The organism is Pontibacter sp. JAM-7, from assembly GCF_048548695.2.
Classification (GTDB): domain Bacteria; phylum Pseudomonadota; class Gammaproteobacteria; order Pseudomonadales; family Balneatricaceae; genus Neptuniibacter.
In genome coordinates this window covers 52,777-68,792 of record NZ_JBLYIF020000004.1, presented here as the reverse complement: position 1 = coordinate 68,792, position 16,016 = coordinate 52,777, and the positions used below count along the sequence as shown (strand labels likewise).

General features: G+C 48.9%; 16 protein-coding genes. 15 read left to right on the top strand and 1 reads right to left on the bottom strand.

The genetic code is table 11. The features are described from left to right. Nucleotides 1–9 precede the first annotated feature (9 nt). From yidC to ACFVYJ_RS06435, 15 genes are all read left to right on the top strand, one after another. Nucleotides 10–1,650 carry a membrane protein insertase YidC gene (yidC, locus tag ACFVYJ_RS06505; RefSeq protein WP_419415639.1) on the top strand — a complete coding sequence of 547 codons (1,641 nt, stop codon included), beginning with the start codon at nt 10–12 and terminating at the stop codon, nt 1,648–1,650. A gap of 93 nt (nt 1,651–1,743) precedes the next feature. After that, on the top strand, nt 1,744–3,111 hold the full coding sequence (gene mnmE, locus ACFVYJ_RS06500) for a tRNA uridine-5-carboxymethylaminomethyl(34) synthesis GTPase MnmE (protein WP_419415640.1): 1,368 nt from the start codon (nt 1,744–1,746) through the stop codon (nt 3,109–3,111). A gap of 606 nt (nt 3,112–3,717) precedes the next feature. Continuing rightward, the gene (gene mnmG / locus ACFVYJ_RS06495) at nt 3,718–5,613 is read left to right on the top strand and encodes a tRNA uridine-5-carboxymethylaminomethyl(34) synthesis enzyme MnmG (protein WP_419415641.1); all 1,896 of its coding nucleotides are present in this window, start codon (nt 3,718–3,720) and stop codon (nt 5,611–5,613) included. After that, nucleotides 5,613–6,251: a 16S rRNA (guanine(527)-N(7))-methyltransferase RsmG gene (gene rsmG, locus ACFVYJ_RS06490; protein WP_419415642.1), complete on the top strand. Its 639-nt coding sequence runs from the start codon at nt 5,613–5,615 to the stop codon at nt 6,249–6,251. Before mnmG ends, rsmG begins: the two co-directional genes overlap by 1 nt. 2 nt (nt 6,252–6,253) lie before the next feature. After that, nucleotides 6,254–7,054 (top strand): ParA family protein, encoded by an 801-nt coding sequence (locus ACFVYJ_RS06485; protein ID WP_419415643.1) that lies wholly within the window; start codon nt 6,254–6,256, stop codon nt 7,052–7,054. Between the two features lie 3 nt (nt 7,055–7,057). Beyond that, nucleotides 7,058–7,936 (top strand): ParB/RepB/Spo0J family partition protein, encoded by an 879-nt coding sequence (locus ACFVYJ_RS06480; RefSeq protein ID WP_419415644.1) that lies wholly within the window; start codon nt 7,058–7,060, stop codon nt 7,934–7,936. Nucleotides 7,937–8,121: 185 nt separating this feature from the next. Beyond that, nucleotides 8,122–8,547, top strand: coding sequence for an ATP synthase subunit I (locus ACFVYJ_RS06475; RefSeq protein ID WP_419415645.1), 426 nt, complete (start codon nt 8,122–8,124; stop codon nt 8,545–8,547). 16 nt (nt 8,548–8,563) lie between these two features. Further along, nucleotides 8,564–9,385 (top strand): F0F1 ATP synthase subunit A, encoded by an 822-nt coding sequence (gene atpB / locus ACFVYJ_RS06470; RefSeq protein WP_419415646.1) that lies wholly within the window; start codon nt 8,564–8,566, stop codon nt 9,383–9,385. 79 nt (nt 9,386–9,464) lie between these two features. Then, entirely contained in the window at nt 9,465–9,695 is a 231-nt protein-coding gene (gene atpE, locus ACFVYJ_RS06465) for a F0F1 ATP synthase subunit C (protein WP_091354170.1), read from the top strand. Nucleotides 9,696–9,760: 65 nt separating this feature from the next. Then, nucleotides 9,761–10,231, top strand: coding sequence for a F0F1 ATP synthase subunit B (locus ACFVYJ_RS06460; protein WP_419415647.1), 471 nt, complete (start codon nt 9,761–9,763; stop codon nt 10,229–10,231). 14 nt (nt 10,232–10,245) lie between these two features. Further along, nucleotides 10,246–10,779 (top strand): F0F1 ATP synthase subunit delta, encoded by a 534-nt coding sequence (locus ACFVYJ_RS06455; RefSeq protein ID WP_419415648.1) that lies wholly within the window; start codon nt 10,246–10,248, stop codon nt 10,777–10,779. 13 nt (nt 10,780–10,792) lie between these two features. Next, entirely contained in the window at nt 10,793–12,337 is a 1,545-nt protein-coding gene (atpA, locus tag ACFVYJ_RS06450) for a F0F1 ATP synthase subunit alpha (protein WP_419415649.1), read from the top strand. A gap of 71 nt (nt 12,338–12,408) precedes the next feature. Then, nucleotides 12,409–13,272: a F0F1 ATP synthase subunit gamma gene (gene atpG, locus ACFVYJ_RS06445; protein WP_419415650.1), complete on the top strand. Its 864-nt coding sequence runs from the start codon at nt 12,409–12,411 to the stop codon at nt 13,270–13,272. 36 nt (nt 13,273–13,308) lie between these two features. Continuing rightward, entirely contained in the window at nt 13,309–14,685 is a 1,377-nt protein-coding gene (gene atpD, locus ACFVYJ_RS06440) for a F0F1 ATP synthase subunit beta (protein WP_419415651.1), read from the top strand. Nucleotides 14,686–14,717: 32 nt separating this feature from the next. After that, nucleotides 14,718–15,143, top strand: a complete 426-nt coding sequence (locus tag ACFVYJ_RS06435) for a F0F1 ATP synthase subunit epsilon (RefSeq protein WP_419415652.1) — start codon at nt 14,718–14,720, stop codon at nt 15,141–15,143. A 61-nt stretch (nt 15,144–15,204) separates the two neighbouring features. Here ACFVYJ_RS06435 and ACFVYJ_RS06430 read toward each other — a convergent pair whose 3' ends face one another. Continuing rightward, nucleotides 15,205–15,954, bottom strand: coding sequence for a TrmB family transcriptional regulator (locus tag ACFVYJ_RS06430; RefSeq protein ID WP_419415653.1), 750 nt, complete (start codon nt 15,952–15,954; stop codon nt 15,205–15,207). Nucleotides 15,955–16,016 lie beyond the last annotated feature (62 nt).

Below are 16,016 nucleotides of genomic sequence, written 5' to 3'. Positions count from 1 at the left end.
GCCTAGCCCATGGATGTACAGCGAATAATCCTTATTGTCGCCCTGTCAATTGTCAGCTATATGCTGGTATTGCAGTGGAATGCCGACTACGGTGAAAAGCCCGCGCCTAAGGCAGCCGTTATCTCTCAATCAGCTTACAGCGACAGTAACGGCGAAACCGAACTGCCTCAAACTGACCCTGAGGCTCAGGCCGATCTGCCGACTACCGGTACCGCAATCACCAAAGCAAAATTGGTTTCTGTGAAAACCGATGTACTAAATCTGCTGATCGATACCAAAGGTGGCGACATCATTCAGGCCTCACTGCCGGCTTATAAAGCCGCACTGGGTTCCGACTTATCCTTTGTTTTGCTGGAACAAACGGCTGAACGCACCTATGTCTCTCAGAGTGGACTGGTCGGTACCAATGGTCCTGATGCATCAACCGATGGCCGTCCTATCTATAGTAGCGAAGAAAGTGAGTACATACTTACAGGTGATTCGCTAACGGTTGACCTGAAATACACAGCTAACACCGGTGTTATTATCACCAAGCGCTTTACTTTCACTCCTGGCTCTTACGCAGTGAAACAAGAGTTCCTGGTAAACAACCAGTCAGAACAGCTGTTCAGTGCCAATCTGTTTGGTCAGATCAAGCGTGATCGCAGCAGTGATCCTGCTGAAACTACCTCTATGGGTATGCAATCTTATCTTGGCCCGGTGTTCTCAACAGAAGAAACCCGTTACGAGAAATACAGCTTTGACGATATGGATGATGCTCAGTTTAAGCGTCGCAGTCAGGACGGTTGGGTCGCCATGTCACAGCATTATTTCCTAACCGCCTGGGTACCAGCTCCAGGGGCTGAATATAACTATCAGACCCGTAAACTGAACGGTAACTACATTGCAGGCTTCCTATCGCCGGCATTCACAGTGCAGCCAGGTAATGAACAAACCGTCAGCGCCTCTTTTTATGTCGGTCCCAAGCTGCAGGAACAGATGGTTAAAACCCAGGAAGACCTGAAACTTACCGTCGATTATGGCTGGTTGTGGTGGATAGCATCACCGCTGCACAGTTTATTGAAGTGGGTATATGATCTGGTAGGTAACTGGGGTCTGGCGATTATTGGTATCACCATTCTGGTTAAAGCTGCGCTGTTCCATTTAAATGCCAAAGCCTTCAAGTCTATGGCTAAGATGCGTAAGTTTGGCCCTGAGATGCAACGGCTGAAAGAACTGTACGGTGACGACCGGCAAAAAATGTCTCAGGAGATGATGAAACTCTATCAAAAAGAGAAAATTAATCCTCTGGGTGGCTGTCTGCCAATTTTGGCACAGATGCCAATTTTCATTGCTCTTTACTGGGTACTGCTGGAATCCGTTGAACTACGCCACGCCGAATTCCTCTACCTGGCTGATCTGTCAGTCAAAGATCCATACTTTATTCTGCCAATTCTAATGGGCATCAGTATGTTTATTCAGCAGATGCTGAACCCGACACCACCGGATCCGATGCAAGCCAAAATCATGAAGATGCTACCGATTGTATTCACCTTCTTCTTCCTCTGGTTCCCGGCAGGTCTAACTCTGTACTGGGTGGTAAACAATATTGTGTCCATTGCCCAGCAGTATGTGATCAACAAACAAATCGAAAACAGCACAGAAAGTTAAATCAAACTGTAATCGACTTAAAAAAGGCCACTCTGTAGTGGCCTTTTTTTTGGTGTAAAATCCGCTCAACTATCCCTGCGCCGGAGCCTGATCATGCAACTTGCCGCCAATGACACCATTACCGCTCAGGCCACTCCTCCCGGCCGCGGTGGAGTAGGCATCATTCGAGTATCAGGCCCGCTGGTCTCCAGCATTGCAAAAGCACTGGTAAAAACAACGTTAAAGCCACGTTATGCGCATTATGGCGGGTTCTGGTCTGCTCAGGGCGAACAACTGGATCAGGGCATAGCTCTGTTTTTTCCCGGACCACACTCATTCACCGGCGAAGATGTACTTGAATTGCAGGCCCACGGTGGTCCTATAGTAATCGACCTACTGTTAAGAGAAGTGATCCAGCTCGGTGCTCGACTGGCGAAACCTGGAGAGTTTTCCGAGCGCGCTTTTCTAAATGACAAACTCGATTTAGCTCAAGCAGAAGCCATTGCTGATCTGATTGACTGCTCATCAGAACAAGCAGCACGCTGCGCTTTACGCTCTTTACAGGGTGAATTTTCCCAGCGTATTCATGATCTGGTGGAACAACTGATTCAGCTGCGTATCTTTGTCGAAGCCGCTATTGATTTTCCTGAAGAGGAGATCGACTTTCTCAGTGATGGCAAAGTAGAAAAAGACCTGACTAACCTTCTGCAGCAAACACGAAATGTGCAAGCCGAAGCACGCCAGGGTAGTTTACTGCGTGAGGGCATGTATGTGGTTATCGCTGGGCGCCCCAACGCTGGTAAATCCAGTCTGCTTAATGCATTGGCAGGCCGGGAGGCCGCTATTGTTACTGCTATAGAAGGCACTACCCGCGATGTACTCAGAGAACACATCCATATTGATGGGATGCCGTTACATATAATCGATACTGCCGGTTTACGCGATGCGCCTGACGAAGTCGAACAGATTGGAATCGCCCGCGCCTGGGAGGAAATCAATCGAGCTGACCGGGTATTGTTAATGGTGGACAGCCAAACAACTCAGAGTGATGACCCCCACCTGATCTGGCCTGATTTTATTGATCAGTTACCTGCCGACTGTCCAGTAACAGTCATTCGGAATAAGGCAGATCTTAGTGGCGAACCATTAGAACTGCGCCAGCATGCTAATCATAGTGTCATCGCGCTCTCTGCCAAAGGTCACCAGGGTGTAGATCTCCTGCGCCAACACCTCAAGGACTGTATGGGCTTTTCCAGCACCACCGAAGGCGGCTTTATGGCACGCCGTCGCCATTTGGATGCGCTACAAAGAGCGCAAAATCTGCTGGAGACAGGTCTTGATCAATTACAAACCAGCGCAGCGGGGGAATTATTGGCTGAAGACCTGCGCCAAGCTCAGCAATCCCTCAATGAAATCACCGGTGAATTCAGCCCCGACGATCTGCTGGGACGTATATTTAGCTCTTTTTGTATCGGTAAGTAGCCATAACCCGCCATTTTCCACCTTAAACCCGGTATTTTTTCAAAAAATCGATTACCGGGTTTTGCACAGCTCCCTCCAAAGTTACAACCATATTATCCACAAAATTATCTACTTATATTTTTTGTTCATTAAATATACATAAGGACAAATAACATTATCAATCAATAGTTTATCATCAAAAAATAACCTATAAAATTAAATCAGCAATCTAAGTTAAATTTAATCCCCAGCGCCTGTGTATAATCTGTTGGCCTGATCATGAACAACGGGGGTGTAACCCTGTGCACAATAATCGCTGTGGACAACTCCCTGTTCTATCCACAAGTTGCCCCCGTATCATCCACCTGTCGTACTCACCAATCAAACCTAGTAGTCATTGCTTTAATATATTGATTTATAAATAAAAATTTCACTTATATACAGAAATATGGCTACTTAATAATAATCACTAAAATAAAAAACCCTTTAAAACATTACTTCTTATATATATTTATCTATAAACAAAACGCTGATTAAAAAATGACCATTTCTAACCTGAGCCACTACAGGTATAATCGCCGTCCTGTTTTTTCGTGATACCCAGATTTTCCATTGAGGTAACTGAGCGTGGATTACCCTGATCAGTTTGATGTCATTATTATCGGTGGTGGCCATGCTGGTACTGAAGCAGCCCTTGCAGCTGCCCGTACCGGCAGTAATACCCTGTTACTGAGTCACAATATTGAAACGCTGGGACAAATGTCCTGTAATCCGGCCATCGGCGGAATTGGTAAAAGTCATCTGGTAAAAGAAATAGATGCTCTGGATGGCGCAATGGCTCGGGCGACAGATCGAGGCGGCATTCAGTTTCGTACGCTGAATTCACGCAAAGGACCGGCTGTTCGTGCTACCCGTGCTCAAGCTGACCGAATTCTCTACAAAGCCGCAATTCGTTCAATTTTGGAAAATCAGCCAAACCTGCAAATCTTTCAGCAGGCGGTAGATGACCTGATTATTGAAAATGACACTGTTCAAGGGGTTGTCACTCAAACGGGCATCCGTTTTCGCGCTAAATCAGTGGTATTAACCGCCGGTACTTTCCTGGGTGGAGTTATCCATATTGGCTTGCAAAATCATTCAGGTGGTCGTGCCGGTGATCCGCCGGCAATCAGCTTGGCACATCGATTACGAGAATTGCCGTTTAGAGTCGAACGCCTGAAAACAGGTACCCCACCACGTATTGATGCTCGAAGTGTTGATTTTTCAATGATGCAGGAGCAACCGGGAGATACGCCAACCCCCGTCATGTCGTATATCGGTTCACAAACTGAGCATCCACAACAAATCAGCTGCTATATCACCCATACCAATGAACAGACTCACGATATTCTGCGTGCTGGCCTGGATCGCTCACCCATGTATACCGGGGTTATCGAAGGAGTAGGGCCGCGCTACTGCCCATCCATTGAAGATAAGATCATGCGTTTTGCTGACAAGGATCAGCATCAGGTCTTTGTTGAGCCCGAAGGCCTTACCACCCATGAGTTATATCCCAATGGCATCTCTACTAGCCTGCCATTCGATATCCAGCTGGCGGCGGTGCGGTCTATTCGTGGCTTTGAAAATGCCCATATCACCCGGCCCGGCTATGCCATTGAATATGATTTCTTTAACCCACAAGATCTGAAGCACACCTTGGAAACCAAGTTTATTCATGGGCTGTACTTTGCCGGCCAGATTAATGGCACTACTGGTTACGAAGAAGCGGGTGCCCAGGGCTTATTGGCTGGAGTTAATGCAGCGCTGCGGGCGCAGGACAAAGAGCAGTGGTATCCACGCCGCGATGAAGCATATATCGGTGTATTAGTGGATGACCTGATTACCCTGGGTACATCTGAACCCTATCGAATGTTTACCAGTCGGGCGGAATACCGACTGATTTTGCGGGAAGATAATGCTGATTTGCGCCTGACTGAAAAAGGGCGCGAGCTGGGTCTGGTAAGTGAGCAACGCTGGCAAGCATTTTGTGCTAAACGCGAGGCGATCGAGCTGGAACAACAACGGCTGAAATCCACCTGGATACAACCAGCCTCTGCTGAAGCTGAACAACTTGCTGACAAGCTTAAAAATCCTTTAACACGTGAATATTCACTGGCAGATCTGCTGAAACGACCTGAACTGGTGTATCAAGATATTGCTGATTTGAAAGGTGAATCAGTTGCTGATCTTCAGGTTGCCGAGCAGGTAGAAATTCAGAATAAATATGCGGGTTATATCGAGCGGCAGCGTGGTGAAATTGAACAGATGCGGCGTCAGGAAAATACCGCGCTGCCGGAAAGCTTTAATTATGATCAGGTTGGCGGTTTGTCTAACGAACTTAAAGCTAAGTTAAAAGACATTCGTCCAACCAGCATTGCTCAGGCCAGCCGGATTCAGGGTATAACACCTGCGGCAATTTCATTGCTGCTGGTGTATCTGAAAAAACAACAGCTGGCTTCGCGGCAGTCTAAGGCTGCAATGTAATGACATCGAATACCGAAATGGCATGGCAAACAGCGCTTGTTCAGGGTATTGCTGCTCTGGGGCTTAAGCTGGATTCAGCACAACAGGCAGCGTTGCAGACATATGTTGAGTTACTGCAAAAATGGAATAAGGCGTATAACCTCACGGCAGTGCGTGATCCGCTACAAATGGTATACCGTCATCTGCTGGATAGCTTAAGTGTGGCACCCTATATCGAGCACAGCCGATTATTGGATGTTGGCAGTGGCCCGGGATTGCCGGGTATTCCTCTGGCCATATGTTTTCCGGATCTGCAGGTTACCTCATTGGACAGCAACAGTAAGAAAACCCGGTTTCAATTGCAGGTTAAAGCTGAGTTAGGCCTTACAAACCTTGAAGTTATTAATGCACGGGCGGAAAACGCAGGGTTGACGCCATTCCCACAGGTGATTTCTCGTGCCTTTGCGTCTCTGCAGGACATGATCCAGTGGACCGATGCACTTTGTGCCGAAAATGGAGTTTTTCTCGCCATGAAAGGATTGTATCCTGAGGATGAGATCAATGCCTTGCCACAGGGATTTACCGTTAAGCAGACATACCCGCTTCGGGTACCCGGTGTGGAAGGGGAACGACATCTGCTTGTTTTAGGGAGACATTGAACGTGGCCAAGATCCTGACGATCACTAACCAGAAGGGCGGGGTGGGTAAGACCACAACCTGTGTCAATCTGGCCGCGTCACTTGTTGCAACCAAAAAGCGCGTATTACTGGTAGACCTTGATCCGCAGGGCAATGCCAGTATGGGCAGCGGTGTAGATAAACACACCTTGGAGACCTCTATTTACGAGGTATTGGTTGATCAGGCCAAGGCATCAGAAGCCATTATCAAAAAAACGCCGGCGGGTTACGATTTAATTGGCTCAAATGGCGATCTGACGGCAGCTGAAGTCGAGTTATTACACATTCCACGGCGCGAATTTCGGCTCAAGATGGCGTTAATGGAGGTTACGGATGATTACGACTTCATTCTGATTGATAACCCACCATCGCTTAATCTGTTGACGGTGAATGCTCTGGCGTCTTCGGCGGGTGTGATTATTCCGATGCAATGTGAATATTACGCTTTGGAAGGTATTTCTGCGCTGATTAATACCATTGATAAGATTAATCAACGCCTTAACCCGTCACTGAGAATTGAAGGTATTCTGCGTACCATGTTTGATCCGCGCATGAGCCTGACCAAGGATGTGTCGACGCACTTGGTGGAATATTTTGGTGACAAGGTATACCGCACGGTAATTCCCCGTAATGTGCGTTTGGCAGAGGCTCCAAGTCATGGCTTGCCGGCCATTCTGTATGATAAACACTCACGTGGCGCTATTGCTTACCTGGCCCTGGCCGGTGAATTGATCAGACGCACAGGGCAAGAAGAAAAACTGAAAGCACAGGCTGAGGAAGCATAGAGCATGGCAAAGAAACGCGGTTTAGGCAGAGGGCTGGATGCGCTACTTTCCAGTGTTACCGATGTGGAACAGGCAGTGTCTGCTGGGGTAACCGACAGTCTTGATGGTTTTACTCACCTGTCTGTTAATTTGATTCAGCGTGGCCGGTATCAGCCAAGACGCGATATGGATCCACAGGCGCTTGAGGAACTGGCCAGTTCGATTCGCTCCCAGGGTGTTATGCAGCCAATCATTGTCCGTCCGATTGATGCGGATCGTTATGAAATCATTGCGGGTGAACGTCGCTGGCGTGCCTGCCAGATGGCAGAACTGACAGATATACCTGCGATTATCCGCGATGTGCCGGATGAAGCTGCTATTGCTATGGCGTTGATCGAAAATATTCAACGCGAAAACCTGAATCCGATTGAGGAAGCTATTTCGTTGCAGCGTTTGCAGGATGAGTTTGAACTCACCCAACAGGAAGTGGCGGATGCGGTGGGTAAGTCACGCTCTACAGTGACTAATCTGTTGCGGTTGATGAATCTGTCAGATGGCGCTAAAAAACTGCTCGAATGTGGTGATCTGGAGATGGGGCATGCTAGAGCGCTCTTGGCACTGGCCGAGCCACAGCAATATGAAGCGGCGCAAGATGTTGTAGCCAAAGGGTTATCGGTGCGTCAGACCGAAGCGTTGGTGAAAGCCTTACAACAGGGTGACCATCTGGCGGCGAAACGGATTAAACCTGAGCCCTCGCCACAACTGAGTCAACTGGCTTCAGAACTGTCGCAACGCTTCGCGGCCAAGGTGGCAATTTCAGAAAATGCCAAGGGCAAAGGCAAGATCACCATCAATTATGATTCTGCTGATGTGCTGGAAAGCATATTGCAGCAGCTAGGGTAGGCTCTACATCTGCGGGTTTACTACTTTCGCACTCAACTGATCACATAGGTACGACATTAGTGCAAATGGTGAAACTGGCTGTTGTTTCGAGGTTCTATAACCCCTATAATCGGCACGCATTTTGGGGTGTCTACGCGCTTCGAAATAAAGTTACAGACAGATAAAACGCAAGTTAAGGCGGCCAATTGAACAGCAATGACCGGGCAAACCGAACTCAAGGGGTGCACAGTCGAAAGGTTCGTCGCCAGGCAGCTCAGGTTTTTCTGTACCAGGCAGTTTTAGGCTTGATTGTAACCGGCATCGCGTTATTGGCATCCGGAACAATCGCTGCGATATCGGCACTGAGTGCTGTAATAGTCTATCTTGTGCCTAATCTTTATTTCGCCAGCCGCGCCCTGCGTTTCAGTAAAGGCCAGACCGCACGACGTGCCCTTGCTGAAATGTACGTGAGCCAAATATGGAAAATGGGTTTAAGTATCCTCGGCTTTGCAACGGTATTTGTCCTGCTGAAATCCGTTGACCCCTTTTCCCTATTTGGCACATTCATACTGTTGCAGATCAGTGGCTGGCTGATGCAACTTAAGCTGAATAAAAGATTCCTGAAACTTTGACTGAGAGAAACTGAGAATGGCTAGCGGAACTGTCACATCCTCAGAGTATATATCCCATCACCTGACAAACCTTACGTTTGGCAATCATCCTGAAAACGGCTGGAGCTTGGCTCACAGTGCGCAGGAAGCTGCTGAAATGGGTTTCTGGGCAATCAACGTTGACACCATGGGCTGGTCCATCGCTCTGGGTGTTTTATTTACGTGGTTGTTCCGTAAAGTTGCGAAAAACGTGACCGCAGGTGTACCGGGAAGTACTCAGAACTTTATCGAAACTATCATCGAATTCGTTGATGACAACGTAAAAGGAATCTTCCACCACAAGAACGACCTGATCGCACCATTGTCGTTGACCATTTTCGTCTGGATTTTCCTGATGAATACAATGGACCTGGTGCCGGTTGACTGGATCCCGTTTATCGCGGGTGAAATGGGCGTTCACTTTATGAAGGTGGTACCCACTACCGATGTCAACGCAACCGCTGGTATGGCATTGAGCGTGTTTGCTTTGATTATCTTCTACAGCATCAAACAGAAAGGCCTGGGTGGCTTCTTGGCTGAGCTTTCTTTCCAGCCACTGGGCAAGGTGATGCTGCCGTTCAACTTATTCCTAGAACTTGTCGGACTGATTGCCAAGCCGGTATCTCTGGCACTGCGACTGTTCGGTAACATGTATGCTGGTGAAATGATCTTTATCCTGATCGCTTTGCTGCCGTTCTGGGTGCAGTGGGTACTATCCGTGCCCTGGGCAATCTTCCACATTCTGGTTATCACGCTGCAGGCGTTCATCTTCATGGTGCTGACAATTGTCTATCTGGCCATGTCGTATGATCATCACTAAGTGATTGCTGAATAGAAGAAATAACCGATTTTTTCAACTTTCAATTTAAACATTTAAAACTTAATTGGAGATAAATCTGATGGAAATGGCATTGCTGTACATCGCTGGTGCGCTGATGATGGGTCTGGGCGCTGTAGGTGCTGCGGTAGGTATCGGTATCCTGGGCGGTAAATTCCTGGAAGGTGCTGCTCGTCAGCCTGAACTGATCCCTCTGTTGCGTACCCAGTTCTTCATCGTAATGGGTCTGGTTGATGCGGTACCAATGATTGGTGTCGGTCTGGGTCTTTACGTACTGTTCGCTGTTGCGTAAGTAACTGCAAGTCGCAAGCAAGACTGACTTGTCGATTAACTTAATCAACCGCGAGGGGTAATGGCGTGAATATCAATCTAACCATCATTGGTCAGGCCATCGCATTCGCTATCTTTGTTGTTTTCTGCATGAAGTTTGTGTGGCCACCAATTACGGCGGCACTGGCAGAACGCAAAAAGAAAATTGCCGAAGGTCTGGACGCTGCTGAGCGTGCCGAACGCGATCTCCAGTTGGCTCAAGAAAAAGCCACTGAAAATATGCGCAAGGGCAAAGAAGAAGCAGCCGCCATCATTGAACAGGCCAACAAGCGGGCTAATCAGATCGTAGAAGAAGCCAAAGAGAAGGCTCTGGAAGAAGCTAACCGTGTTAAAGCGGCTAAAGAAGCTGAACTGGAGCAGGAAGTTAACCAAGCACGCGAAGTACTGCGCGCACAGGTTGCTACTTTGGTTGTCGCTGGCGCCGAGAAAGTTCTTGGAGCCTCTATCGATTCTAATGCCCACGCACAGCTTGTTGAAAAACTGGCCGCTGAGCTTTAAAGCGAGGTTTAACGATGGCTGAAGTCAACACTGTCGCTCGGCCTTACACCAAAGCGGCGTTTGAATACGCACTGGGTAAGGGTAACCTCGATCAGTGGTCCACTATGCTCAATCTAGCTGCAGCTGCAGCAGGTGATGAGAAGGTGGCACGTGTGCTGAGCAATCCTGCAACAACCGTTGCGCAGAAAGCTGACCTTATCGTCAGTATCTGTGAAGAAGCGGATGAGGCAGGTAAAAACTTTTTGAAACTGCTGGCGGCAAACAAACGTTTGGCGTTGTTGCCTGAGATCGCAATTCAGTTCAACAAACTGAAAACGAATCAGGAAAAATCATTGGATGTGGAATTGACCACCGCCTTTGATTTGTTAGATGAGCAGCAGGAAAAACTGGCTCAGGCACTAAAAACCAAGCTGGGTCGAGACGTTTCTCTGACTGCACAGGTGGATAAGTCCATTCTGGGTGGTGTAGTGATCCGTACTGAAGATCTGGTGATCGACGGCTCTATTCGCGCGCGACTCGCGAAGTTGGCCGAAGCGATGAATTCCTGAGGGGAATAAAAGCATGCAGCAACTGAATCCTTCTGAGATCAGTGAGATTCTCAAGAAGCGCATCGAAAATCTTGATGTGACTTCAGAAGCCCGAAATGAGGGCACGGTAGTGAGCGTGTCTGATGGTATTATTACCATCCACGGCCTCGCTGATGTAATGTACGGGGAAATGATTGAATTCCCTGGCGGTATCTACGGTATGGCGCTGAACCTTGAGCGTGATTCTGTCGGTGCTGTTGTATTGGGTGACTACCAGAGTTTGGTTGAGGGCACGACTGCCCGTTGTACCGGCCGTATTCTGGAAGTGCCAATTGGTCCGGAACTGTTGGGTCGTGTAGTAGACGCCCTGGGTAACCCGATCGATGGCAAAGGCCCTATTGAATCAAGCCTAACTGACGCTGTTGAAAAGGTTGCACCTGGTGTAATCGAGCGTCAGGGTGTAGATCAGCCAGTGCAGACTGGCCTGAAAGCGATCGACTCCATGGTGCCAATCGGCCGTGGTCAGCGTGAGCTGATTATCGGTGACCGTCAGATTGGTAAATCTGCGATCGCAATCGACGCTATCATCAACCAGAAAAATACCGGCGTAAAATGTATCTACGTAGCAGTAGGCCAGAAACAGTCTACTATCGCTAACGTTGTACGTAAGCTGGAAGAGCACGGCGCGATGGATCACACCATTGTCGTTGCTGCCGGTGCAGCCGATCCTGCAGCAATGCAGTTCCTGGCACCATACGCTGGTTGTACTATGGGTGAATACTTCCGCGACCGCGGTGAAGACGCGCTGATCGTTTATGATGATCTGACTAAACAGGCATGGGCATATCGTCAGATCTCCCTGCTGCTACGTCGTCCACCAGGCCGTGAAGCATACCCAGGTGACGTATTCTACTTGCACTCCCGTCTGCTTGAGCGTGCGGCGCGTGTTAACGCTGAGTATGTTGAGAAATTCACCAACGGTGAAGTTAAAGGCCAGACTGGCTCCCTGACTTCCCTGCCTGTAATCGAAACACAGGGTGGTGACGTTTCCGCATTCGTACCAACAAACGTAATCTCCATCACTGACGGTCAGATCTTCTTGGAATCTGATTTGTTCAACTCTGGTGTCCGCCCTGCGATTAACGCTGGTCTGTCGGTATCCCGTGTAGGTGGTGCAGCTCAGACTAAAATCATCAAGAAACTGGGTGGCGGTGTGCGTCTGGCACTGGCTCAGTATCGTGAGCTGGCAGCATTTGCTCAGTTTGCTTCCGACCTTGATGACGCGACTCGTGCCCAGTTGGAGCATGGTCAGGCCGTAACCGAGCTGATGAAGCAGAAACAGTACTCGCCAATGTCTATTGCAGACATGGGTCTGAGCCTGTTCGCTGCGAACGAAGGTTACCTGAACGGCGTAGAACTGAACAAAATCCTGGACTTTGAAGCAGCACTGATCTCTTACTTCAACAGCGAACATGCTGATCTGATGAAAGATATCAATGCATCCGGTAGCTACTCTGATGAGATTGCTGCCCAGTTCAAAGCCGGCATTGAAAAGTTCAAGTCTACCCAAACTTGGTAATAACTCGGTTTGAGTGAGTGATCTGCATGCAACCCATGCAGATCTAACACTAAGTCAAGATAGGCGGAACTATGGCAGTCGGAAAAGAGATTAAGACAAAAATTGCGAGTGTGCAGAGCACCCGGAAGATCACTAGCGCCATGGAAATGGTTGCGGCTTCCAAGATGCGTAAAGCACAGGATCGCATGGAGTCATCTCGCCCGTACGCCCGGAGTATCCGTGGTGTAATTCAGCACCTGGCCAAGTCGAATCCTGAGTACACACATTTGTACATGCAGGAACGTGAAACTAAGCGCGTTGGTTTCATAGTTGTTTCAACTGACCGTGGCTTGTGTGGTGGCTTGAACGTGAATGCGTTCAAGGCGGCTGTGAGTAGCATGAAAGCATTCCATGACCAAGGTATCGAAATTGATATCTGTGCATTGGGTAGCAAGGCTGCATCATTCTTCAAGAGTTATGGTGGCAACGTCGTTGCAGTCAAGACTCACATGGGTGATGCCCCTGAAATTGCTGACCTGATTGGTGCTGTGAAGGTCATGCTGGATGCTTACGACGAAGGCAAGCTGGATAAGCTTTACATCGTATCTAACGATTTTGTAAATACGATGACCCAGACGCCGGCTGTTGACCAAGTGCTTCCACTAAAAGCAGAAGATGACGATAAACAACTTAATCACCACTGGGATTATATCTACGAACCAGATGCCAAAGAGCTTTTGAATGGCCTGTTGGTACGTTACGTGGAGTCTCTGGTTTACCAGGGGGTGGTTGAGAATAATGCCTGTGAGCAGGCAGCCCGTATGCTGGCGATGAAGAACGCAACAGACAACGCCGGTTCAATGATTGATGAGCTACAGATGATCTACAACAAAGCTCGTCAGGCAGCGATTACTCAGGAAATTTCTGAAATCGTAAGCGGTGCTGCGGCGGTTTAACGCAGGTCACAGGTTAAATTTAAAGAGGATCCGAACATGAGTAGCGGAACTATTGTTCAGATTATCGGTGCTGTAGTTGACGTGGAATTCCCACGTGACTCTGTGCCGAAGGTGTACGACGCGCTGACCGTGACTAAAAACGGTTTGACGCTGGAAGTTCAGCAGCAGCTGGGCGACGGTGTTGTACGCGCAATCGCCATGGGTCAGACCGAAGGTGTGAGCCGTGGCCAGGATGTTGCCAATACTGGTGCGCCAGTGTCCGTACCAGTTGGTACAGCGACTCTGGGTCGTATCATGGACGTATTGGGTAATCCAATTGACGAGTGTGGTCCTATTGGTGAAGAAGAGCGTATGCCTATTCACCGTAAGGCCCCTTCCTACGCAGATCAGGCAGCTTCTAACGAACTGCTGGAAACTGGCATCAAGGTAATCGACCTGGTTTGCCCATTCGCTAAGGGTGGTAAAGTCGGTCTGTTCGGTGGTGCGGGTGTAGGTAAAACCGTAAACATGATGGAGCTGATCCGTAACATCGCGATCGAGCACTCCGGTTTTTCCGTGTTTGCGGGTGTAGGGGAGCGTACTCGTGAAGGTAACGACTTCTACTACGAGATGAAAGAGTCCAACGTATTGGACAAAGTATCTCTGGTATACGGTCAGATGAATGAGCCACCGGGTAACCGTCTGCGTGTAGCGCTGACTGGCCTGACAATGGCAGAAAAATTCCGTGACGAAGGCCGTGACGTACTGTTGTTCGTAGACAACATCTACCGTTACACCCTAGCGGGTACTGAGGTATCTGCACTGCTGGGTCGTATGCCTTCTGCGGTAGGTTACCAGCCAACCCTGGCGGAAGAGATGGGCGTTCTGCAGGAGCGTATCACTTCTACCAAGACTGGCTCTATCACGTCTATCCAGGCGGTATACGTACCGGCGGATGACTTGACTGACCCATCTCCGGCAACCACATTCTCTCACCTTGATGCGACTGTAGTACTGTCTCGTCAGATTGCAGAGCTGGGTATCTACCCTGCGGTAGATCCACTGGATTCCACCTCTCGTCAGCTGGATCCATTGGTTATCGGTACTGAGCATTATGAAATTGCCCGTCAGGTACAGGGTGTTCTGCAGCGCTACAAAGAGCTGAAAGACATCATCGCGATTCTGGGTATGGACGAACTGTCAGAAGAAGATAAGTCTCTGGTAGCCCGTGCACGTAAGATCCAGCGCTTCCTGTCCCAGCCGTTCTTCGTTGCTGAAGTATTTACCGGTTCTCCAGGTAAGTATGTATCTCTGAAAGATACTATTCGCGGCTTTAAAGGCATCCTGGAAGGCCAGTATGACGATCTGCCAGAGCAGGCGTTCTACATGGTCGGTGGTATCGAAGAAGCGATCGAAAAAGCTAAAGGCATGTAATTGCCTTTAGCTAACCTTTACGAGGTAAAGATATGGCTATGACTGTTCATTGCGACATCGTAAGTGCTGAAGAAGAGATCTTCTCTGGCCTGATCGAGTTCGTATCCGTAACAGGTAGCCTGGGTGATCTGGGTGTTTATCCGGGTCACGCTCCGCTTCTGACGGAACTGAAACCAGGCCCTGTCGAGCTGCGCAAACAGGGTGGCGAGCAGGATGTTTTCTATGTATCCGGTGGCTTCTTTGAAGTTCAGCCTCACAAGGTCACTATCCTTGCAGACACTGCGCTGCATGCTGCTGACCTTAATGAAGCAGCCGCTCAGGAAGCACAGAAACATGCTGAACAGCAGATGGCAGATCGTTCTTCCGAGTTTGAATACTCGAAAGCTGCCACTCAGCTGGCTGAAGCTGCAGCTCAGCTGCGTACTCTACAGCAGATTCGCAAGAAATTGGGTCGATAAGATCCCTTGTGATGTATGCCAAAAGCAGCCTTCGGGCTGCTTTTTTCGTTTCAGGCCCCAGCTAAAGCAGATGCCACAGGGTATCGAAGATAATTTTTTGTGCAGCTGACACATCGACCGATTCAATCACCACGGCCGTGGGGTAGTCTTTCTCGGCCAGAGAAATAATGGCGCACTTCGGGGGATAGATCGCAATATAAGCGGCATTGACCCGATCATCTGTCTTAATCCATTTACGCTCGGATAACTGGGCATCCTCACCCCCCTCACCAATGGCAATGACTCGCACACTGATACCACGCTGAATGCGTTGGCTGGTGAAATTGGGAAATGGCCGGTACAGCAGGGGCCGCACCGGTTTTGATGAAAATACCGAGTAACCGGTTTCAGCGGAACTGGAAACGGTTGTCAGAATATCTCGCAGAACCTGCGCGATACCCTCATCACCCTCGAAAAACTGTACGTTGGCACTGCTGAATGCCGGCTGCAGGTGTTTAAGGTCAGGGATAAAGGTCTGACGCAGATGCTCTAGTGCCCGCTCCATATTGGCCTGACGCTCTTCAGCAAGGTGCAGTAGGCAATCAGGCTCGCGTGGGGCGAAAAAACGTCGCTTACCTTTGGGCAGGTAGGTGACGACCCCTTTGCTTTGCAGTGCTTTGAGGGTTTCATAAGTGGTGCCCCGGTTGATTCCCGCTTTGTCAGCAATGGTGCGGATAGAACTGGCACCACATTGCAGCAGAGCACGATAAACCTCCACTTCCCGGGCGGATAGATTGAGTAATTGATAAATATCTTGGTTAGAAATTGTCATAAAGTTTGTGACAAAAAGCCTTGTAACCGACGTGGTTTACTTTAAAGTCCAAGCCTAATACA